The sequence below is a fragment of the Pseudomonas sp. BN411 genome (genome assembly GCF_029871235.1).
Lineage (GTDB): Bacteria > Pseudomonadota > Gammaproteobacteria > Pseudomonadales > Pseudomonadaceae > Metapseudomonas.
Genome location: NZ_SSOM01000076.1, coordinates 1 through 22,073 on the forward strand (window position 1 = coordinate 1; position 22,073 = coordinate 22,073).

14 protein-coding genes are annotated in these 22,073 nt (G+C 63.5%); 10 read left to right on the forward strand and 4 right to left on the reverse strand.

The window, feature by feature from the left end:
* Positions 1–1,922, reverse strand: a 1,922-nt coding sequence (locus tag E8F06_RS22130) for a cadherin-like domain-containing protein (RefSeq protein ID WP_280371064.1), incomplete at its 3' end; no start/stop codon positions are given.
* 474 nt (positions 1,923–2,396) lie between these two features.
* Here E8F06_RS22130 and pbpC point away from each other — a divergent pair.
* Together pbpC and E8F06_RS22140 are read left to right on the forward strand one after the other, a co-directional pair.
* Positions 2,397–4,748 carry a peptidoglycan glycosyltransferase PbpC gene (pbpC, locus tag E8F06_RS22135; protein WP_280371083.1) on the forward strand — a complete coding sequence of 784 codons (2,352 nt, stop codon included), beginning with the start codon at positions 2,397–2,399 and terminating at the stop codon, positions 4,746–4,748.
* A 136-nt stretch (positions 4,749–4,884) separates the two neighbouring features.
* Positions 4,885–6,816, forward strand: coding sequence for a methyl-accepting chemotaxis protein (locus E8F06_RS22140; protein WP_280371066.1), 1,932 nt, complete (start codon positions 4,885–4,887; stop codon positions 6,814–6,816).
* Positions 6,817–7,336: 520 nt separating this feature from the next.
* Here the strand turns inward: E8F06_RS22140 and E8F06_RS22145 are convergent.
* Positions 7,337–8,503 (reverse strand): GGDEF domain-containing protein, encoded by a 1,167-nt coding sequence (locus E8F06_RS22145; protein WP_280371068.1) that lies wholly within the window; start codon positions 8,501–8,503, stop codon positions 7,337–7,339.
* An 85-nt stretch (positions 8,504–8,588) separates the two neighbouring features.
* Positions 8,589–9,035, reverse strand: a complete 447-nt coding sequence (locus E8F06_RS22150; protein ID WP_280371070.1) for a DMT family transporter — start codon at positions 9,033–9,035, stop codon at positions 8,589–8,591.
* A 202-nt stretch (positions 9,036–9,237) separates the two neighbouring features.
* On the opposite strand from E8F06_RS22150, the gene fdnG reads away from it, so the two are divergent.
* From fdnG to E8F06_RS22185, 7 genes are all read left to right on the forward strand, one after another.
* Positions 9,238–12,312: a formate dehydrogenase-N subunit alpha gene (gene fdnG, locus E8F06_RS22155; RefSeq protein ID WP_280371072.1), complete on the forward strand. Its 3,075-nt coding sequence runs from the start codon at positions 9,238–9,240 to the stop codon at positions 12,310–12,312.
* Between the two features lie 11 nt (positions 12,313–12,323).
* A complete protein-coding gene (gene fdxH / locus E8F06_RS22160) occupies positions 12,324–13,229 on the forward strand; it encodes a formate dehydrogenase subunit beta (RefSeq protein WP_280371073.1) in 906 nt (301 codons plus the stop codon).
* 68 nt (positions 13,230–13,297) lie between these two features.
* A complete protein-coding gene (locus E8F06_RS22165) occupies positions 13,298–13,927 on the forward strand; it encodes a formate dehydrogenase subunit gamma (protein WP_280371075.1) in 630 nt (209 codons plus the stop codon).
* Positions 13,928–14,432: 505 nt separating this feature from the next.
* The gene (fdhE, locus tag E8F06_RS22170; protein ID WP_280371077.1) at positions 14,433–15,362 is read left to right on the forward strand and encodes a formate dehydrogenase accessory protein FdhE; all 930 of its coding nucleotides are present in this window, start codon (positions 14,433–14,435) and stop codon (positions 15,360–15,362) included.
* Between the two features lie 48 nt (positions 15,363–15,410).
* Positions 15,411–16,817, forward strand: a complete 1,407-nt coding sequence (gene selA, locus E8F06_RS22175) for an L-seryl-tRNA(Sec) selenium transferase (RefSeq protein WP_280371079.1) — start codon at positions 15,411–15,413, stop codon at positions 16,815–16,817.
* Positions 16,814–18,727, forward strand: coding sequence for a selenocysteine-specific translation elongation factor (gene selB, locus E8F06_RS22180; protein ID WP_280371080.1), 1,914 nt, complete (start codon positions 16,814–16,816; stop codon positions 18,725–18,727). The genes selA and selB overlap by 4 nt, the downstream gene beginning before the upstream one ends.
* Before the next feature lie 409 nt (positions 18,728–19,136).
* A complete protein-coding gene (locus E8F06_RS22185) occupies positions 19,137–19,874 on the forward strand; it encodes an abortive infection system antitoxin AbiGi family protein (protein ID WP_280371081.1) in 738 nt (245 codons plus the stop codon).
* 429 nt (positions 19,875–20,303) lie between these two features.
* Here E8F06_RS22185 and E8F06_RS22190 read toward each other — a convergent pair whose 3' ends face one another.
* Positions 20,304–20,840, reverse strand: coding sequence for an RNA-binding domain-containing protein (locus E8F06_RS22190; RefSeq protein ID WP_280371085.1), 537 nt, complete (start codon positions 20,838–20,840; stop codon positions 20,304–20,306).
* Between the two features lie 64 nt (positions 20,841–20,904).
* Here E8F06_RS22190 and E8F06_RS22195 point away from each other — a divergent pair.
* Positions 20,905–22,055, forward strand: a protein-coding gene (locus tag E8F06_RS22195; protein WP_280363247.1) for an IS3 family transposase whose coding sequence is annotated in 2 segments (ribosomal slippage) — positions 20,905–21,148 and positions 21,148–22,055 — 1,152 coding nt in all. Because the reading frame shifts where the segments join, the coding sequence is not laid out codon by codon here.
* Positions 22,056–22,073 lie beyond the last annotated feature (18 nt).

The following is a 22,073-nucleotide window of genomic DNA, read 5'->3' on the forward strand; positions in this document are numbered from 1 at the left end:
TCGTTGACCGGGGTGATATCCAGGCTGGCGCTGCCGGCGACAGTGAGGTCGCCGTCGCTGATCGTGTAGCTGAAGCTCACTTCGGAGTCGTCGTTTTCGTCCGGGGTGTAGTTCCAGGTGCCGTCGCCGTTGTCGGTCAGGGTGCCGCCGCCGCTGCTGATCGTCAGTCCGCTGGCGGTGAGCGCGTCGCCTTCGATGTCATCGGCGTTGGCCAGCAGCTCGGCTTGGGTGATCAGACGGACGCCGCTGTCTTCGGCGATGACTGCGAGGGTTACATCGCTGGTTGTCGGTGCGTCGTTGACCGGGGTGATGTCGAGGCTGGCACTTCCTGCAGCAGTGAGCGAACCATCGCTGACGGTGTAGGTGAAGGCCACCTGGGTGTCGTCGTTCAGAGCTGGGGTGTAGGTCCAGGTGCCATTGCCGTTGTTGACCAGGCTGCCGCTGCCGGCACTGATCTGCAGATTGGTAGCCGTCAGGGCAGGACCGTCGACGTCCGCCGCATTGGCTAGCAACTGGGCTTGGGTGATTAGGCGAGCGCCACTGTCTTCGGCAATCGCAGTCAGGGTTACCGGAGTAGTGGTGGGGGCGTCGTTGACTGGAGTGATATCCAGGGTGGCGCTGCCGGACGCCGTGAGCGAACCGTCGCTGACCGTGTAGGTGAAGGCCACCTGGGTGTCGTCGTTCAGCGCCGGGGTGTAGCTCCAGGTGCCATTGCCGTTGTTGACCAGGCTGCCGCTGCCGGCGCTGATCTGCAGATTGGTCGCGGTCAGGGCAGGACCATCAACGTCTGCCGCATTGACCAGCAATTGGGCCTGGGTGATCAGCCGGGCACCGCTGTCTTCGGCAATCGCAGTCAGGGTTACCGGAGTCGTGGTGGGCGCGTCGTTGACTGGAGTGATATCGAGGCTGGCACTTCCCGCAGTAGTGAGTGAGCCGTCGCTGATGGTGTAGGTGAAGGACACCTGCGTGTCGTCGTTCAGCGCTGGGGTGTAGGTCCAGGTGCCATTGCCGTTGTTGACCAGGCTGCCGTTGCCGGCGCTGATCTGCAGGTTGCTGGCGGTCAGGGCGAGGCTGTCGACGTCCGCTGCGTTGGCCAGCAATTGCGCCTGGGTAATCAGGCGAGCGCCACTGTCTTCGGCAATGGCCGCCAGGGTTACCGGGGTAGTAGTCGGCGCATCGTTGACCGGGGTGATATCCAGCGTGGCGCTGCCGGCGACACTGAGTGAACCGTCGCTGACGGAGTAGGTGAAGGACACCTGGGTGTCGTCGTTCAGCGCCGGGGTGTACGTCCAGGTGCCATTGCCGTTGTTGACCAGAGAGCCATTGCCCGAGCTGATCTGCAGGTTGCTGGCAGTGAGTCCGTCTCCGTCGATATCTGAAGCATGGGCCAGCAACTCGGCCTGGGTGATGAGGCGCGCGCCGCTGTCTTCGGCAATGGCCGCCAGGGTTACCGGGCCGTTGACCACCGGAGCGTCGTTGACGCCGGCGATCCGCACTGTTGCTGTGGCCCAACTCAGGGTGCCGTTACCCATGCGGATGGCGTAGGTGAAGCTGTCGTTCAGGTACTCGCCAACCGAGAGGCTCCTGTATGCCGCGCTCTGAAGGAGATCGCTGGCGTCATAGAGAACTTTCATCTTCCCGTCCGACGGGTCCTGACCGATCCAGATGTGGGCGCCGTACGCACTGGTGCAATCCTGGTCACGGGCCAGCAGGTCCGCTTGGATCTCCGTCCGGGTCGCCGTGCTGCCATCGGCCGTAACGCCGTCGTCCAGCGAATAGAGCGTCTTGGCCTTGCCACCAAGGTCATTCGCCATGACATCCAGGCAGATGTAGTCGAGGCCGTCTTGCACCAGGTTCTCGTAGAGGAAGCTGTCGCAGTTCGCTTGGGGGGTGTTGCCGAATGAGACGGTGGAGATGGCCATGCTGAATTCCTTTCGCTGAATTTGTTGGTCTTGTGGGCGTTACCTGGGCTATTGCGCGGCGCCAGGCGGGCCTTGAGCCGCCCACTGAGAAAGGGACGCGCGAAGCCCGAAGGCAGCGCGCAGGAATCTGCGAGCACCCATGAGAGGGACTCCTGAAATGAGTAAGGGACCGTGGGAGCGAGAGGCACCGACTACAGCGACGGCCAAAGCACTGTAGTGTCAGTTTGCTATTCGTTTAGGAGGCGCCCGAGTCTCTGTAAAGGAACCCCCTGGGGCGAAGAGTACTGACGGTCAAAATCACGACGAACGGCGATTTGGAGTCGGAATTTTGACTGACGGTGTGATGACGCCCCGCTCGCGGAGAACGGCGACTTGTAGTGAAACCCGGATGGGACGACCATCTGCCCCTTGATTCGGCCCTGCCCTGGAGAAGACATGGCCCGGCACCCGCAGGTCGACCCGATATCCGCCAGGATGGCGTGGATAGGGTCTGGCCGCCCCTGGCGCGTCCTGCGCCGGCCCTCGTTGCTGATACCGCTGCTGATGCTGGCGCTGCTCTGGTCAGCCGACCGCCTGTTCCCGTTGCCCTTGCCGGACGACGACCTGGCTCGGGTGGTACTGGCCGAGGACGGCACGCCGCTGTGGCGCTTCGCCGATGCCAACGGCGTGTGGCGCTACCCCATCAACCAGGACGAGGTGTCGCCCTTTTACCTTGAGGCGCTGCTGACCTACGAGGACCGCTGGTTCTACCAGCACCCCGGCGTGAATCCCCTGGCCCTGGCCCGTGCAGCCTGGCTCAACCTCATTGGTGGGCGTGTGCTCTCCGGGGGCAGCACCCTGTCGATGCAGGTGGCGCGGCTGCTTGATCCACACTCGCGCACCTTCGCCGGCAAGCTGCGCCAGCTCTGGCGCACGGCGCAGCTGGAGTGGCACCTGTCCAAGGACGAAATCCTCGGCCTCTACCTCAATCGCGCGCCCTTTGGCGGCACCCTGCAGGGTGTGGCGGCGGCCAGTTGGGCTTACCTCGGTAAACCACCTTCGCAGCTGACCCGTGCCGAGGCCGCACTGTTGGCCGTATTGCCCCAGGCGCCCAGCCGGCTGCGCCCGGACCGCCACCCCGAACGTGCCCAGGCCGCGCGGGACAAGGTGCTGCGGCGCCTGGCGCAGTTCAACGTCTGGCCCGAAGGCGCGGTGAAGGAAGCCATGGAAGAGCCAGTGCTCCTGGCGCCGCGCCAGGAGCCCAGCCTGGCACCGCTGCTGGCGCGGCGGCTGAATACCCCCAAGAGCCCACCGCTGATCCGCACCACCATCGACGCGGCCCTGCAGCGCCGCCTGGAAGACCTGTTGCTCGGCTGGCGCGCACGCCTGCCAGAGCGCACCTCGGCGGCCATCCTGGTGGTCGATCACCAGACCATGGCCGTGCGCGCCTATCTGGGCTCGGTCGACATCGCTGACGAACGCCGCTTCGGCCATGTGGACATGATCGAGTCGCTGCGCTCGCCCGGCTCCACCCTCAAGCCCTTCCTTTACGGCATGGCCCTGGATGCCGGGCTGATCCACTCCGAATCCCTTCTGCAGGACGTGCCCCGGCGCTACGGCGACTACCGCCCCGGCAACTTCGCCGCCGGCTTCATCGGCCCGGTGTCCGCCAGCGAGGCGCTGGGCATGTCCCTCAACCTGCCTGCGGTGCAACTGCTGGAGGCCTACGGGCCGAAGCGCTTCGCCGGGGAGCTGCGCAACGTCGGCGTGCCGCTGGTGCTGCCGGCGGCCAGCGAGCCGAACCTGGCGCTGATCCTCGGTGGCGCTGGCAGCAAGCTGGAGGAACTGGTCAGCGGCTACAGCGCCTTCGCCCGCCAGGGCCGCGTCGCCCATCTGCGCCTGCAGCCCCAGGATGCCTTGCAGGAACGCCGCCTGCTGTCGCCCGGCGCCGCCTGGATCATCCGTCGCATCCTGGCCGGCCAGGCACGCCCGGACCGCGACCCCCGAGCACGCCTGACCCAACGCCCGGTGCTGGCCTGGAAGACCGGCACCAGCTACGGCTTCCGTGATGCCTGGGCCATCGGTGTTGGTCCGCGTCATCTGATCGGCATCTGGATCGGCCGACCCGACGGCACACCGGTACCCGGCCAGTTCGGCCTGGCCTCGGCTGCCCCCCTGCTGCTGCAGGTGCACGACCTGCTGGTCAACCGCGATACCCAGCGCGGCATCGCCCAGCCGGTGGACCCGCAACCGCCGGAAGTCGGCGTGGCCGCGATCTGCTGGCCACTCGGCCAGCCCATGGCCAAGGGCGACCCCAACTGTCGCCGCCAGCGTTTCGCCTGGACCCTTGAAGGCACCACGCCGCCGACCCTGCTGGCCGCCGACCAGCCCCTTGGACTCGGCCTGCGCCAGCCGCTGTGGGTGAATGCCGAAGGCCACCAGGTGGCTGCCGGTTGCAGCGGCGCCCAGGCGCGCGAGCTGGTGCTCTGGCCTGCGCCCCTGGAACCCTGGCTGCCGCGTCGCGAACGGCGTGCCGCGCGATTGCCATTGGTGGACCCGGCCTGCCCGCCGCAGTTGCCGCCGGCGGCGGCTCCGCTGTCCATCGTCGGTGTGCGCGAGGGCGACCAGCTGCGCCGTCCCTCGGGTAGCGCCGAGCCCCTGCGCCTCAAACTCTCCACCCTCGGCGGCAGCGGTCGGCGCTGGTGGTTCCTCGATGGCGCACCGCTCACCGCCACGTCGGCGGAGGAGAGCTTCAACCAGGAGTTCCGGCGCAGCGGTCGTCACCAGCTGAGCGTGCTGGACGAAACCGGGCAGACCGCTCGTCTGGAGTTCGCCGTCACGGACTGACCGAACGTTCAAGTTTTTGGCATTGGGCGCCGATATCTGTTGTTGGCAATGGATGGGCAAATTGTCGAGCAGTTTGTATACAATCCTTCGCCCTTCCTCGTCCTGCCTCCAACAAGAACTCCAAGGAGACAACTCCATGCGCCTCTGGCAACGCAGTATTCAGTGGCAGCTGATCTTCAGCATGGGCGCGGCCCTGCTCGCCGGCATCCTCATCGTCATCGGCATCTACTCGGTACTGATGAACCGCCTGACCGAACGTTTCCTGCTGGATGAAGCCTTGCCCGCCCGCGTACAGGCCATCGGCAACTCCCTGGAGCGCACCCTGGCCGCGCCCATCACCGCCAATGCCAGCATCGCCGAGAACGCCCTGGTGCAGGACTGGCTCGCCGAAGGCGAGGACCCGGCTCGCGCCGACGCCTTCGCCCGCTACCTGGAAGGCGTGCGCGCCCAGCAGAACGCGACGACCACCTCCATCGCCGTAATGGACAGCGGCCACTACTACACGGGCCAGGGGCTGGCGCGCACCATTTCCCGCAGTCAGCCGGAGAACCAGTGGTTCTACCGGCTGGTGGACAGCGACCGGAATCGGGTGCTGGAGATCGACATCGACAAGGGCACCCGCCTGCCCACCCTGTTCATCAACCAGCGCATAAGCCGCAACGGCAAGACCCTCGGCGTCTCCGGTCTGGGCTACAGCCTGCAGTCCATGTCCGAGATGATCCGCGACTTCCGCTTCGGCGAGCGCGGCCGGGTGTTCCTGATGGACAAGGAGGGCAACATCAAGGTCCACCCCGACGCCGCCCTGAACGGCAGCGCGCGACTGGCCGACGTCTTCGGTGCCGACTCCGCCGCCCAGCTGCTGGCGTCCGGCGGCAAGGCCATCCACTTCAGCCGGGACGGCGAGGACTACCTCGCCCTGTCCCGCCCCCTGGAAAGCCTCGGCTGGCAATTGGTGAGCGAAGTGCCGGAGGCGGAAATCTACGCCGAGGCGCGCAAGGCCATGGTGACCAGCAGCTTCGCCGGTTTCGGCGTGCTCGCCCTGTGCCTGCTCCTGGTGGTGCTGCTGGCCCGTGGGCTGGTGCGGCCGATCCGCCAGGTCACCGCGGCATTGGTGGAAATCGGTGGCGGTGGCGGTGACCTCACCCGTCGCCTGGACGAAGGCCGCGCGGACGAACTGGGTGACCTCGCCCGTGGTTTCAACCGCTTCCTGGAAAGCCAGCGCAGCCTGATCGGCGAAGTCCTGGACACCAGCCAGCGCCTGCACAAGGTGGTCGGCCAGGTGGCGCAGGTGGTGGACAACACGGCCAGCCGCTCCAGCCAGCAACAGGAAATGACCGACATGGTCGCCACCGCCGTGCACGAGATGGGCCTCACGGTGCAGGAAATCGCCCGCAACGCCGGCGCCGCCGCCCATGCCTCACAGAATGCCCGCGACGAATCCCTGCAGGCACGCCAGGTAGTGGGCGAGTCCGTGGGGCACATCGAGAAGATGTCCAACGAGATCGGCGTCGCCGCCTCGGCGGTGAGCGAACTGGCCAGCCAGGTGGCTTCCATCGACCAGGTGCTGGCGGTGATCCGTGGCATCTCCGAACAGACCAACCTGCTGGCGCTGAACGCCGCCATCGAAGCCGCCCGCGCTGGCGAGATGGGCCGGGGCTTTGCCGTGGTCGCGGACGAGGTACGGACCCTGGCCAGCCGCACCCAGTCGTCCACCGACGAGATCCAGCAGATGATCCAGCGCCTCAAGCACGGCGCCGAAACCGCGGTGCATTCCATGCATGCCGGCCAGGCCGCCACCGGCACGGGCGTCGAGGCCAGCCAGCGCACCGGCACCTCCCTGGGCGCGATCACCGATCAGGTGGAACGCATCAGCGACATGAACCACCAGGTGGCGGCGGCGACCGAAGAGCAGTCGTCGGTGACCGAGGAAATCAACCGCAATGTCCAGGGCATCGCTGACCTGGCCCACGCCACCGCCAGCGAAGTGCGCGGCTGCCGCGAGGAATGCCAGACCCTGAGCCGCCTGGCGGGCGACCTGGCGCAGCAGGTGGGCAAGTTCAGGTTGTGAGGGGAGTTGGAAAGTTCTGAGCCAAGCTGCTTACCGAGCTCGGTGGATGTTCATGTTTCGCCTTGCCGGGCGACTCCCTTTGGCAGTCGCCCCAAAGGAAGCAAAGGTCTTGCCCCTGCATCCGGCCCCGGCTTCGCCGGGGTTCCCTCCCTCCATCGTTGCGCCGGGGGCACGGCGAGAGGGGCCATCCATGGCCCCACACGCCTCTCGCGGCATCCATGGCCCCACACGCCTCTCGCGGCATCCATGCCGCTCGTCCCCCTTTGCAACGATTCCGCTCGGCCTTCTGAAGGGGCGAGGTCGCTGCCCCACCGCTTCTGCAATCCTTCAGGCGATAACCATGCAACAGGACTGCTTTGTTACATCCGGCGCGAGTCACCCCTCTCCTCTTCAGGGAGAGGGGGCGGGGGTGAGGGGGAGCAGGCTGGCGCGAAAGCTTGGAACTCCGTTTTTGGCCTGTCACTTCAACGTCAGCGCAGATTGAAATCACCACCACTACGAGCGAATCACCCGTTCCTTTTCAGGACGAGCTGCCCGGCGAGAGGGACGTTGGACCGGTTTCCTCTCCTGCCATCTCCAGCCTGTCCCGCCCCAGTGCCTTGGCGCGGTACAGGGCGTCGTCCACGCGCTTGAAGAAGGCTTCGGCGCTGCCGCCGTCGCGTTCGTCGAAGCGGCCCAGGCCGAGGCTGGCGGTCACCGGCAAGTGCTGGCCGCCGAGTTCGAAGCCACGGTTGGCCAGGTCCTCGCGGAACAGCTCGGCCAACTGGCGGGCCTGCTCCATGCTGGTATCCGGCATCAGCACGCCGAACTCTTCGCCGCCCAGGCGCAGCAGGGCGTCGCTGTCGCGGCGGAAGAATTCACGCATGCGCTCGCCGAATGCCCGCAGGCAGGCATCGCCCACGCTGTGGCCGTGCTCGTCGTTGATCCGCTTGAAGAAGTCGATGTCCACCAGCAGCAGCGACAGCTCGCTGCCATGGCGCTGGGCGCTGGCACACATGGCCGGGAACAGGTTGTTGAACTGGTAGCGGTTGCCCAGTTGAGTCAGGCCGTCGGTGCGGCTGAGGGTATCCAGGCGCTGGCGTTGCTCCAGCAACTGCAGCTCCAGGGCAATCATGTTGGCGTACTCGCGGTGGCTGCGGTTCAACGCCAGCAGCAGGTAGCTGAAGTAGAAGGCGAGGGTGATGAGTTCGGCCCGCGTGCCGTCCGGTGATAGCGCCAGCACCACCAGCCCCGGCAGATAGAGCATCAGGATGGCGACGATCGCACGGCGCCGACGCATGGAGAAGTTGAAGGTCATCGCGGTACTGAAGGCCACGGTGGCCAGCGTGGCGATAAGGCGGGAAGGCTGGAAGTCGGGGGCCAACAGCACCCAGCCGTGGGCCAGGCCCCAGCCAACGGACGACACCAGGATCACGCCCCAGTGGCGGTCCAGCCAGCGCTGCAGCTCGGTCTCGCTGCCCGCCTCGGGCGGACGGTGCAGCAGCCGCGCCGCCAGCAGCAGTGCAAAAAGCGCACTGCCGATCGAACCTACGGCCAGGTGCTGCAGCGGCGCCGCGCTGAACAGCCAGCACAACAGCCAGGCCAGCAAGTAGTAAACGCCGCCGAGTCGTGTGCGCGAACGGGTGTCCTGTACTTCGCGCCAGAGACTGAAGCGCTCCGGGGAATGGGGGAGGTCGGCGTCGGTCATCTTTCTGTGATCACAGAAACAGCAGAGGTCGGCTGAGCTTAGTCCTTCTGTATCTGCAATGACATCAAGTTGACATCGGCGCCGTTCATCCCCGACGAATGAGCCAGACGCCGCCGATGATCAGCGCGAGGCCAGCCAGTTTGCCGATGCTGATGGGCGCCTCGCGATAACCGGCCCAGCCGAAGTGGTCCAGCATCAGCGCCATGCTCAGCTGCCCGGCCAGCACCAACGTCATGAACAGCAGGGCGCCGATACGCGGACCGGCGAAAGCGGCGGTGGCAATGAACACCGCGCCCAGCAGACCGCCACCCCATTGCCACCAGCTCACGCCCTTGAGCGCCTCGAAGGTCGGCACTTCTCGCTGGATCAGCACCACCGCGAGCAGGGCGAGGGTGCCCACCAGGAAGGACACCAGGGCAGCGCTCATGACGCTGGAAATCTGTTTGGCCAATTGGCCATTGATGCCGGCCTGCAGAGGCAGGAAGGCGCCGGCGACGAAGGGCAGGGCGAGCAGCCACCAGGCCTTGGGCATGGCGATCTCCATGGATTCGAGGGGGCGCCTAGTATGCCCGAGGCGCTCTTTTGCGCGTGTACTGGTTGCTTTTCGAACGTCCCTCTGAGCGCTGAAACCCGCGCCAGGGAACCCTTCTGGCATTACCCCTGAAGCTGACTACCCTTAGATTGGATATGCCCGGCGATATTTCGGGCACCGCCTGCTGATGAGGGAGAACACGATGGACATGAACCGTCGACAGTTCTTCAAGGTCTGCGCCGTGGGCCTTGGAGGATCCAGCCTGGCGGCTCTGGGGGTGGCGCCTCCGGAAGCCTTCGCCGACCAGGTACGCCACTTCAAACTGGCGCGCACCATTGAGACTCGCAATACCTGCCCTTACTGCTCCGTTGGCTGTGGCCTGATCATGTACAGCCAGGGCGATGCGGCGAAGAACGTTGCGCAGAACATCATCCATATCGAAGGCGACGCCGATCACCCGGTGAACCGCGGCACCCTGTGCCCGAAGGGCGCCGGCCTTCTCGACTTCGTCCACAGCCCCAATCGCCTGAAGTACCCCGAAGTGCGCGAGCCGGGTACCAGCGAGTGGAAACGCATCGAGTGGGATGAAGCCCTCGACCGCATCGCCAAGCTGATGAAGGCCGACCGCGACGCCAACTTCATCCAGAAGAACGACCAGGGCCAGACGGTGAACCGCTGGCTGAGCACGGGCTTCCTCGCGGCGTCCGCATCGAGCAACGAGGCTGGCTACATCACCCACAAGGTGGTGCGTTCCCTGGGCATGCTGGGGTTCGATAACCAAGCGCGTGTCTGACATGGCCCGACGGTGGCAGGTCTTGCCCCGACGTTTGGCCGAGGAGCCATGACGAACCACTGGACCGACATCAAGAATGCCGATCTGGTGCTGATCATGGGCGGCAACGCCGCCGAAGCCCACCCCTGTGGATTCAAGTGGGTCACCGAAGCCAAAGCGCACAACAACGCCCGGCTCATCGTGGTCGATCCGCGCTTCACCCGTTCGGCCTCGGTGGCCGACTACTACGCGCCGATCCGCACCGGGACCGACATCGCCTTCCTCGGCGGCCTGATCAACCACCTGATCAGCCACGACAAGATCCAGCACGAGTACGTGCGCAACTACACCGACGCGCCCTTCATCGTGAACGAAGGCTTCACCTTCCAGGACGGCCTGTTCAGCGGTTACGACGAGGCAAAGCGCGCCTATCCGGACAAGTCCACCTGGAGCTACGCCAAGGGCGAGGATGGCTACGTTCGCGCCGACATGACCCTGCAAGACCCGCGCTGTGTATTCCAGCTGATGAAACAGCACTACAGCCGTTACACACCGGAGCTCGTCAGCAGCATCTGCGGCACACCGAAGGAAATGCTGGAACAGGTCTGGAACCTGGCTGCCGAGACGTCGGCCACGAACAAGACCATGACCATCATGTACGCCCTCGGCTGGACCCAGCACTCGGTGGGCTCGCAGATGATCCGCACCGGCGCCATGGTGCAACTGCTGCTGGGCAACATCGGCATGCCGGGCGGCGGCATGAACGCCCTGCGCGGCCACTCCAACATCCAGGGCCTGACCGACCTCGGCCTGCTCTCCAACTCCCTGCCGGGTTACCTGACCCTGCCGGCCGACGCCGAGCAGGACTACGCCGCCTACATCGACAAGCGCGCCGCAAAGCCGGTGCGGCCGGGGCAGATGTCCTACTGGCAGAACTACGGCAAGTTCCACGTCAGCCTGATGAAGTCCTGGTTCGGCAAGTCAGCCACCGCCGAGAACAACTGGTGCTACGACTGGCTGCCCAAGCTCGATGTGCCGGGCTACGACGTGCTGCGGTACTTCGACATGATGTACCAGGGCAAGGTGAACGGTTACTTCTGCCAGGGCTTCAACCCCATCGGCTCCTTCCCCAACAAGGCCAAGGTCAGCGCCAGTCTGGCCAAGCTCAAGTTCCTGGTGGTCATGGACCCGCTGGCCACTGACACCTCGGAGTTCTGGCGCAACGCTGGCGAATTCAACGACGTCGACACCGCCAGCATCCAGACCACGGTGTTCCGCCTGCCCGTCACCTGCTTCGCCGAAGAGGATGGCTCGCTGGTCAACAGCGGGCGCGTACTGCAATGGCACTGGAAGGGCGCCGAACCGCCCGGCCAGGCACGCACCGACATCGCCATCATGGGCGGCCTGTACCATCGCCTGCGCAGTGCTTACGCGAAGGATGGCGGTGCCTTCCCCGACCCGATCCTCGGCCTGGACTGGAGCTACCTGCGCCCCGCCGAACCCGGCCCGGACGAGCTGGCCCGCGAATTCAACGGCAAGGCCCTGGCCGACCTCACCGACCCGGCCACCGGCGCGGTACTGCTGAAGGCTGGCGAACAACTGCCGGGTTTCGCCGTGCTGCGGGATGACGGCAGCACCGCCAGTGGCTGCTGGATCTTCGCCGGCAGCTGGACCGCCGCCGGCAACCAGATGGCCCGCCGCGACAACGCCGACCCCTACGCCATGGGTCAGACCCTTGGCTGGGCCTGGGCCTGGCCGGCCAACCGGCGCATCCTCTACAACCGCGCCTCGTCCGACCCGTCCGGCAAGCCCTGGGACCCGGACAAGAAACGCCTGGTGTGGTGGAACGGCAAGAACTGGACCGGCACCGACGTGCCCGACTACAAGGCCGACGTCGCGCCGGAGATGGGCATGAGCCCCTTCATCATGAACCCCGAGGGTGTGGCGCGGTTCTTCGCCCTCGACAAGATGAACGAGGGGCCCTTCCCCGAGCACTACGAACCCTTCGAGACTCCCATCGGGCGCAACCCCCTGCACCCGGAGAACGCCAAGGTCACCAGCAACCCGGCCGCGCGGGTGTTCAAGGGCGATTGGGAAGAGTTCGGCAAGGCAGCGGACTTCCCCATCGCGGCGACCACCTACCGGCTCACCGAGCACTTCCACTTCTGGACCAAGCACTGCCGGCTGAACGCGATCACCCAGCCCGAGCAGTTCGTCGAGATCAGCGAAGTCCTCGCCAAGGAGCTCGGCATCGCTGCCGGTGAACGGGTCAAGGTGTCGTCCAACCGTGGCTTCATCAAGGCGGTGGCGGTGGTGACCAAGCGCCTCAGGCCGCTGACCGTGGACGGCAAGACCGTGCACCAGATCGGCATCCCGCTGCACTGGGGATTCTCCGGCGTGGCACGCAACGGCTATCTGACCAACACGCTTACTCCCTTCGTCGGCGACGGCAATACGCAGACACCGGAGTTCAAGTCGTTCCTGGTCAAAGTGGAAAAGGCATGAGGAGCTGAGCCATGGCATCACAAGACATCATCGCCCGCTCCGCCACCACGACGCCCATGCCGTCCGTTCGCGAGATGGACGAAGTCGCGAAGCTCATAGACGTCTCCAAGTGCATCGGCTGCAAGGCCTGCCAGGTGGCGTGCTCGGAGTGGAACGACCTGCGTGACGAGGTCGGCCAGAACCACGGCACCTACGACAACCCGGCGGACCTCTCGGCCAACACCTGGACCCTGATGCGCTTCACCGAGTACGAGCCCGAGGCCGGCAAACTGGAGTGGCTGATCCGCAAGGACGGCTGCATGCACTGCGACGACCCGGGCTGCCTCGCGGCCTGCCCGAGCCCCGGCGCCATCGTGAAATACGCCAACGGCATCGTCGACTTCAACCAGGACAAGTGCATCGGCTGCGGCTACTGCATCACCGGCTGCCCCTTCAACATCCCGCGCATCTCGCAGAAGGACCACAAGGCCTACAAGTGCACCCTGTGTTCCGACCGCGTGTCCGTGGGGCTGGAGCCGGCCTGCGTGAAGACCTGCCCGACCGGCGCCATCGTCTTTGGCACCAAGGAAGACATGAAGGAGCACGCCGCCGAACGCATCGTCGATCTGAAATCCCGTGGCTTCGAGCACGCCGGCCTGTATGACCCGCCGGGTGTCGGCGGCACCCACGTCATGTACGTGCTGCACCACGCCGACAAGCCCTCGCTATACGCCGGCCTGCCGGACGACCCGGCCATCAGCCCCATGGTCAGCCTGTGGAAAGGCGTGACCAAGCCGCTGGGCCTGCTGGCGATGGGCGTAGTGGCGCTGTTCGGTTTCTTCCACTACGTACGGGTCGGTCCGAACAAGGTGGAAGAGGACGAAGCCCCGCGTGGCGATACGACGGTGCAGAAGGTCGATCCCAAGTCGCCGAGTTGAGATAAACGCCCCTCTCCCTCTGGGAGAGGGCCGGGGTGAGGGAAATCCGCCCCGACCAGGAGCTGGAAATGAACAAAGACATCGAACGCTACACCCCCGCCGAGCGCAGCAATCACTGGGCGGTGACCATTCTCTTCTTCCTTGCCGGGCTGTCCGGCCTGGCGCTGTTCCACCCGTCCCTGTTCTGGCTGACCAACTTCTTCGGCGGCGGGCCGTGGACACGCATCCTGCACCCCTTCCTCGGCGTGACCATGTTCCTCTTCTTCATCCTGCTGGCCATGCGCTTCGCCCGCCACAACCGCTGGGAAAAGTCCGACAGCCAGTGGCTGAAGCAGTGGAAGGACGTGGTGAACAACCGCGAGGACCGGCTACCGGAAGTGGGCCGCTACAACGCCGGGCAGAAGATGCTCTTCTGGGTGCTGCTGCTCAGCATGCTGGTGCTGCTGGCCACCGGCGTCGTGATCTGGCGGCAGTACTTCAGCCACCTGTTCGGCATCGACCTCATCCGCTTCGCCGCGCTGCTGCACGCCTTCGCCGCCTGGGTACTGATCCTCAGCATCATCGTCCACATCTACGCCGGCATCTGGATCAAGGGCTCGGTCAGCGCCATGCTCCACGGCTGGGTCAGCAAGGGCTGGGCCCGCAAGCACCACGGCGCCTGGTACAAGGAAGTGAGCAAAGGGCAGGGTAAGCGCTGAGCCTGATGACCCCACAGGGGCAGCTAAGCTGCCCTTAGCGAATGAATTGGTTAAATGTTGGGATGTGCGGAGGACCGTAGGGTGGGCTTCAGCCCACCATCGGAGGTCAGCGTGGGCTAAAGCCCACCCTACAAGGCTGATCATGGGTCGCCGGCAGCATGCGGTCTGGGCTTTTCCTGTGGGGGCGAATTCATTCGCCAAGCAGTCCGTAGGACTGCCTGAGGCCCCCAACAGGGGGCAGCTACGCTGCCCTTAGCGAATGAATTGGCTAAATGTTGGGATGTGCGGAGGTCCGTAGGGTGGGCTTCAGCCCACCATCGGAGGTCAGCGTGGGCTAAAGCCCACCCTACAAGGCTGATCATGGGTCACCGGCAGCATGCGGTCTGGGCTTTTCCTGTGGGGGCGAATTCATTCGCCAAGCAGTCCGCAGGACTGCCTGACGACCCCACAGGGGCAGCTACTCTGCCCCATGACGTATACCTATCTCGGACACAAGGAGCTCTGCGTGTCAGGCCGAATTCTCCAACCCGGCGAAATCGAAGCCGCCGCCAACATCCCGCCCTTCCTCAACCTGCCGGACCGCGATCTGTTCACGGTGCGTGCCGAGCGCCTGCGGCAACTCGCCAATGGCCACCCGCTGGCGGGCTACCTGCAGTTGGTGGCAGCACTCTGCGATGCCCAGCAACAGGTACTGGACAACCCGCCGCCGCTGCCCGGTCCGGCCCCTGAGTCCCTGGCCCGCAGCCGCGAACACGGCATGCCGCCCATTGCCTTTGAAGCCCTGGTGCGCGCTGATGGCTGGCTCGCGGCCCTCGATGCCCTGCTGGCGCACATCGAGGTTCCGGCCAATGCCGCCGTGGCTGACGCCCTGTTCCAGCTGAAAACGGCTGATGCAGCCCAGCGCAAGACCTGGGGCGTCGGCCTGTTGAGCGGCCAGTTCGACCTGCTGCCGCCCGCCATCGCCCCCTTCGTTGGCGCCGCCCTGCAGGTGGCTTTCAGTCACTGGCTGCTGGCCCTGCCCGAAGGCGCCATCGTCGAGAACGACGCCAAGGTCCTCTGCCCGGCGTGCGGTTCTCCGCCGGTCATCGGCATGATCCGCCATCGCGGCAAACACAACGGTCTGCGCTACCTCGCCTGCTCCCTGTGCTCCTGCGAATGGCATTACGTGCGGCTCAAGTGCAGCCACTGCCAGGAGAGCAAGCACCTCGCCTATCTTTCCCTGGACCGCGAAGGCGTGAAGGGCGAAGAGGCGCCCATTCGCGCCGAGGCCTGTCCCAACTGCCAGGGCTACCTCAAGCAGTGCTACCTGGAGTTCGACGCCCAGGCCGAAGCCCAGGCCGATGACCTGGCCAGCCTCGATCTCGATGTGCGCATGAACGAAGAAGGTTACCTGCGTCGCGCGCCGAACCTTCTGCTGGCACCTGGCGGCGAATAAACACCTAGACTTCACAAGGACTTGATCGCCCCGCGCTAAGGAATGCCCATGTCGGCCGCTCGTTTGCCTTCTGTCGACCGCCTGCTGCGCAGCCCGGCCTGCGCCCCACTGCAACAGCGTTATGGCCGCGAGGCCCTGCTCAAGACCCTGCGCGATCTGCTCGACGAGCTGCGCGAGCCTGCGCGCCATGGCCAGCTCGCGGCGGTTGAACTCACCGATGCCGTACTGGCCGGCCGCGCCGGGGAACGCCTCGCCGTGGCCCATTCCAGCCAAGTGCGCCGGGTGTTCAACCTCACCGGCACCGTGCTGCACACCAACCTGGGCCGGGCACTGCTGCCGGATGAGGCCATCGAAGCCATCACCCTGGCCGCGCGTTACCCGCTGAACCTGGAATTCGACCTCGCCACCGGCAAGCGCGGCGACCGCGACGAGCTCATCACCGGCCTGATTCGCGAGCTGACCGGTGCCGAGGCGGTCACCGTGGTCAACAACAATGCCGCCGCCGTGCTGCTGGCGCTGAACAGCCTTGGCGCGCGCAAGGAAGGGGTGATCTCGCGAGGCGAACTGATCGAGATCGGCGGCGCCTTCCGCATCCCCGACATCATGGCCCGCGCTGGCGTGAAGCTGGTCGAAGTGGGCACCACCAATCGCACCCACGCCAAGGACTACGAAGCCGTCATCAACCCGCGCACCGGCCTGCTCATGCGCGTGCACACCAGCAACTACAGCGTGCAGGGCTTCACCGCCAGCGTACCCACGGCGCAGCTGGCGACCATCGCCCACACCCATGGATTGCCGCTGCTGGAAGACCTCGGCAGCGGCACGCTGGTAGACCTCACACGCTGGGGGCTGCCCAAGGAGCCCACGGTGCAGGAAGCCCTGTGCGACGGCGCCGATATCGTCACCTTCAGCGGCGACAAGCTGCTGGGTGGGCCCCAGGCCGGGCTGATCGTCGGCAACAAGGAACTGATCGGGCGGATCAAGAAGAACCCGCTCAAGCGCGCCCTGCGTGTCGACAAGCTGACCCTCGCCGCCCTCGAAGCGGTGCTTGGCCTCTACCGCGATCCGGAGCGCCTCGCCGAACGCCTTACCACCCTGCGCCTGCTCAGTCGTCCACAGGCGGAAATCCGCGCCCTGGCCGAGCGCCTGGCGCCACTGCTGGCCGCCCAACTCGGCGCGTCCTGGCAGGTGAGTGCAGAGACGGCCCTCGGCATGATCGGCAGCGGTGCCCAGCCGGTGGCACGCCTGCCCAGCGCCGCGCTCTGCCTGCGTCCGCAACAGCCCAAGCGCCTGCGTGGCCGCGCCCTGCGTCAGCTGGAAGAGAGCCTGCGCACCTTGCCCATCCCGGTGATCGGCCGCCTCGACGATGACGCCCTTTGGCTCGACCTGCGCCAGCTCGACGACGAGCCGGCCTTCCTCGCCCAGCTGCCGCAACTCTCTGGAGTGATCGAGTGATAGTTGGCACGGCGGGGCATATCGACCACGGCAAGACGGCGCTCCTCAAGGCCCTTACCGGGCTGGAGGGCGACCGCCGTCCGGCCGAGCGCGAACGGGGCATCACCATCGACCTCGGCTACCTCCATGCCGACTTGGGCGATGGCCGACCCACCGCCTTCATCGACGTGCCTGGCCATGAGCGCTTCGTCCACAACATGCTGGCCGGTGCCTGTGGCATCGACCTGTTGCTGCTGGTGGTCGCCGCCGACGACGGCGTGATGCCGCAAACCCGCGAACACCTCGCCATTGCCGAACTGCTGGGCATCCGCCGTGCCCTGGTGGCCCTGACCAAGATCGACCGCGTGGATGACGCGCGCCTCGCAGACGTGCAATCCGAAGTCACCGCATTGCTGGCGCCGGGGTCGCTGGAGGGTGCCGAGCTCTTCCCGGTGGACAGCCTGAGCGGCAGGGGCATCGATGCGCTGCGCCAGGCACTCATGGCTGAGATCGCTCGTACCTCCGAGCGCGGTGGTGACGGCTACTTTCGCCTGCCCATCGACCGTGCCTTCAGCGTTTCCGGCGCGGGTGTGGTGGTCACCGGTACCGCATTCGCCGGGCGGGTGAGCGTCGGGGACGAGTTGGTCCTCAGCCCCTCCGGTCGAACCGTGCGCGTACGTGGCCTGCACGCGCGCAACCTGCAGGTCGAGGAGGCCGAGGCCGGCCAGCGCGTGGCCCTGAACATCACCGGCGAACGCCTGGCCCTGGAGCACATCCACCGCGGCGACTGGCTGCTGGCCCAGCCGCTGCTGGCACCCACTACCCGCGTGGATATCGAACTGCGCCTGCTCCCCGGCGAAGCCCACGACCTGGCCCACTGGACCCCGGTGCACGTCCACCTTGGCGCCCAGGACGTCACCGGCCGTGTGGCCCTGCTGGAAGCGAACAGCCTGGCGCCCGGCCGCAGCGGCCTCGCCCAATTGCTGCTGAATGCGCCCGTCCACGCGGTACACGGAGACCACCTGGTGCTGCGCGACCAGTCTGCCCAGCGCACCCTCGGCGGCGGCTGCGTACTCGACCCCTTCGCCCCGGCGCGCAACCGCCGTACGCCGGAACGCCTTGCCCAGTTGAAGGCATTGCGGGGCGATGGATTGGAAACCGCGCTGCCAGCCCTGCTGGGCGTGGCCGACAACGGCCTCGACCCGCAACGGCTGGAGCGCCAGTTCAATCGACCGCGCAGCGGCTGGGCATTGCCCGCAGAGGTCCTGGAAATCCCCACACGGCTGGGCCCGCGCCTGTTCGCCCAATCGCGCTGGCAGGCCCTGAGGGAGCAGCTACTCGCCGGACTCGCGCGCTTTCACGCCGAACTCCCCGACGAACTCGGCCCGGACCGCGACCGCCTGCGCCGCTACGCCCTCTCCGAACTGGAGCGCCCCGTCTTCATCACCTTGCTGGAACAGCACCTCGCCAGCGGCGCCGTGCAAACCAGCGGCCCCTGGCTGCACCTGCCCGATCACCGCGTACAACTGAGCGACGCCGACGAAGCCCTGCGCCAACGCATCTGGCCACTCATGGAAGCCGGCCACTTCGACCCACCCTGGGTCCGCGACCTCGCCCGGGAACTGACCGTGGAAGAGGGCGCCATGCGCCTTCTGGAACGCAAACTCGCCCGGCTCGGCCTGCTGCACCAGGTGGTCAAGGACCTGTTCTACCCCGAAGCGGCCATCCAGCAACTGGCAATACACGCCCGGCAACTGCAAGACCAACAAGGCACGATCAAAGCCTCCGCCTGGCGCGACCACATCGGCATCGGCCGCAAACGCAGCATCCAGCTACTGGAATACTTCGACCGCATCGGCTTCACTCGCCGCATCGGCGACCAACGCAAGATCAGGGAAGACTCCGCCCTGGCCCAAGCGCCAAAGCCCTGATCACAGGTTATGGAAGGCAAGCACGCCCGGTGAGGGGGCTGGACTTCAGACTCTTTTCAGCATTTGTCCGTTTTTGGTCTAGAGCGGCCAAATCTAACGAATCCAAGCCTTCCGCGTATCCCGCTGTGGTTAGTTTTGGTGTTGGTTGGCCTGTGATTTCGACACCATGCACAGCTGAGACGTTGTTCGTAGCTACACCTCCGAGCTAATCTGTGGCCAATGGCCATCTTGCTGGCAAAGGGACTTAAAGGATTTGCTCAAAGCTCCACTTCGCTGCACATGGCTCGTTTACAACCCTCATGGTGATCTGTAAGGAAATGTTGTATTCACCTAAGGCGTTTAATCAGCAAATTTTGTGTTTACTTACGTTCGAGCGTCACTATTAAAGAGTCTCAGGGATTTCTGAAATATGGCAATAAGCACAAATTCAATAATTCACTATACGAGCACATATAAAGCGCTCATTGGAATTCTAAAAGAAGGGTTCAGAGTTAAGTACTGCCTCGAGAGGTTGGCTCTCAGTGAAAATGCCTCGAATGCCGCTCACCCAATGGTATCGTTCTGCGATATACCTTTGTCTGATTCAAAGCAGCATTTTTCAGCCTACGGAAAGTACGGTGTTGGTCTATCAAAAACCTGGGCTATAGAAAATGGTGTGAACCCAGTTATATATATTGATCATAATTCTCTTTTTGCAAAGAGTATTGAGTCGTTAATCGTTGAGCGACGAAGAAGTGATACCAATCTCACAAAAGAACAGCGCGCAGAAATTCTTAGGATAAAGAGTTATGCAAAAAATTATTCGGGTCCGCTGAAAAGAAAATCTTTAGATAGTCCAGATTACAGATTCTACGATGAGCGTGAGTGGAGATTGGTTCCAAGTTCGGATATTATCGGAGATGCTTCTTTTTCTGTAACGTCTGCGGCTTATATGGAGGACAAAGATAAGTATAATTCGCGCGTCTCTCATTGCCGGGTGAAATTTTCGGCGAGTGATATATCTTATATAATAGTTAAAGATACTGAAGAAATCCCAAGGGTAATTAATTTTCTCAGGTCTGTGTATTCCAGTAAGTGTACTGCTGATGAGTTAGATGTGTTGTTTAGCAAAATATGTTCCACTCAGCAGATTATAGATGATTACTGAGTGGATTGAAGTTTCCTAAATAGACGTCCCCAGTATTTGTTTGGGCGGATGTGCCTTGTGGCGAAATGGGAGTGGACTCATTTCTCTACTCTAGGCTGGCGCGCGCAAAGTGAATTGCTGTTCGTAAGTTGCTGTTTAAATGATTTAAATGAATCTTTCCCCTTTGAATTCGGACGAGTGGTTAACTGTCGAAATTGGGGTGGGAAGTTTTGAGGATTCTCACTTCTGGTGAGAGGGATTTTCTTCTAAAGTAAGGGAAGAGAAGAGCCCCTAAGAGTCTCGCGAGTTTAGGGGCTTTGCACTTTATGAAAACACTCCCTGTTTGTTGCTTGCTCTATGCAGAGGATTCAGAGATTGCCACGTTATCCATTTAGTTGGATTTGGCGTTTCGTGACTAGTGGTTTATATGCTCTTTCGAGTCGATTGGGGTTAGAGAAGGAATCTCTTGTACATTTCGCCATATTTGGCTGGCGGAATGGTTTCAACCTTGTTTCCGTATCTGACGAAAAACTCCCCTTCAAAGTTAGATGGTTCGCTCTGGGCTTGCGCCTCAAAGATGAACACGGTCTTATCATAGTAGCGGACGGATTTTATGTTTCTGGCAACATAGTCTTTCAAAGGCTCTGAGAGTCCGGAACGCTTAATTTTGTCGACTATTTCCATGAGTAAGGTGTCTAGATTTTTGCCTAGGGCACGGGCTTCGTGTTCTACACCTGTAATGAAGAATCGCTCAAAGGGGGTCGGTTCGACTTTGTAGAGTTCTCTAACCCTCTTCGCATCATCGCCAGTGTCGGCGATGCCGACCAATACGTATCCTCGAACATCAGGCGATATATTTGCTATCCCTGATAGGGTCTTGAGAATTTTGCGGAAATTTTCCTCGTCAAACGTGTTTTTTCCGTCCAGCCTTAAGAAACCTTGCTTGAAATCATAGGCAGATTGTTCTGTATATGACTGTTTGAGTATGGTGAATCGCCCCTAGTTTCGTAGACACCTCCAAGCCTCATAATGAGGCCCGTTAGGAGGTGCCATGAGCAACCAGCGTTACCCCGAAGAATTCAAAATCGAAGCGGTCAAGCAAGTGACCGAGCGCGGCCTCCCCGTAGCCGAGGTGGCAGCGCGGTTAGGCATGTCGGTGCACAGCCTGTATGCCTGGATCAAGCGCTACGGCAAGCCCCAGGCGCAGCGGCAGCAAGAAGATGATCAGCAGGCCGAACTGCGTCGTCTACGCGCCGAACTCAAGCGAGTGACCGAAGAGCGAGACATCCTAAAAAAGGCCGCCGCGTACTTTGCCAAGGAGTCCGGCTGAAGTACGCCTTCATCAGCAAGCTGTCGGTGGAGTACCCGGTACGGCGTCTCTGCCAGACCCTGAAAGTGCATCCCAGCGGTTACTACGCCTGGCTGGCCGAGCCGAAATCCGTACGCGCCAAGGAAGATCAGCGCCTGCTCGGGTTGATCAAACATGCCTGGCTGGAAAGCGGTGGGGTCTACGGCTATCGCAAGATTCACGACGACCTGCGTGAGCTGGGAGAGTCCTGTGGCCGGCACCGCGTGGCTCGCCTGATGCGGGGAGAAGGGCTGCGCTCGCAGACCGGCTATCGTCGGCGCCCCGGCTATTACGGCGGCCGGCCAACGGTAGCTTCGCCCAATCGCCTGGAGCGGCAGTTCAACGTCAGTGAACCGAACAAGGTCTGGGTCACCGACATCACCTACATCCGCACCTATGAGGGTTGGTTGTATTTGGCGGTGGTGCTGGATCTGTTTTCACGCCAGGTGATCGGCTGGTCGATGAAGCCACGGATGTGCAGCGACCTGGCCATCGATGCCCTGTTGATGGCGGTCTGGCGGCGCAAGCCCAAGCAGGAAGTGATGATCCACTCCGACCAGGGCAGCCAGTTCAGCAGCTCGGATTGGCAGAGTTTCCTCAAGGCCAACAACCTGATCAGCAGCATGAGCCGACGCGGCAACTGCCACGACAACGCGGTAGCGGAAAGCTTTTTTCAGTTGCTGAAACGGGAACGCATCCGACGGAAGACCTACGGCACCCGCGAAGAAGCTCGGAGTGATGTGTTCGATTACATCGAGATGTTTTATAACCCCAAACGCCGGCACAGCAGCGCTATGCAGCTATCGCCAGTGGAGTTTGAAAAGCGCTATTTCCAGAGCTTGGAGAGTGTCTAGGAAAGCCGGGGCGATTCA

Bases quoted from the DNA above. Each gene is read 5' to 3' on its own strand.
- pbpC (WP_280371083.1), top strand. From the start codon at position 2,397: ATGGCGTGGATAGGGTCTGGCCGCCCCTGGCGCGTCCTGCGCCGGCCC.
- E8F06_RS22140 (WP_280371066.1), top strand. From the start codon at position 4,885: ATGCGCCTCTGGCAACGCAGTATTCAGTGGCAGCTGATCTTCAGCATG.
- E8F06_RS22145 (WP_280371068.1), bottom strand. From the start codon at position 8,503: ATGACCGACGCCGACCTCCCCCATTCCCCGGAGCGCTTCAGTCTCTGG.
- E8F06_RS22150 (WP_280371070.1), bottom strand. From the start codon at position 9,035: ATGCCCAAGGCCTGGTGGCTGCTCGCCCTGCCCTTCGTCGCCGGCGCC.
- fdxH (WP_280371073.1), top strand. From the start codon at position 12,324: ATGGCATCACAAGACATCATCGCCCGCTCCGCCACCACGACGCCCATG.
- E8F06_RS22165 (WP_280371075.1), top strand. From the start codon at position 13,298: ATGAACAAAGACATCGAACGCTACACCCCCGCCGAGCGCAGCAATCAC.
- selA (WP_280371079.1), top strand. From the start codon at position 15,411: ATGTCGGCCGCTCGTTTGCCTTCTGTCGACCGCCTGCTGCGCAGCCCG.
- E8F06_RS22185 (WP_280371081.1), top strand. From the start codon at position 19,137: ATGGCAATAAGCACAAATTCAATAATTCACTATACGAGCACATATAAA.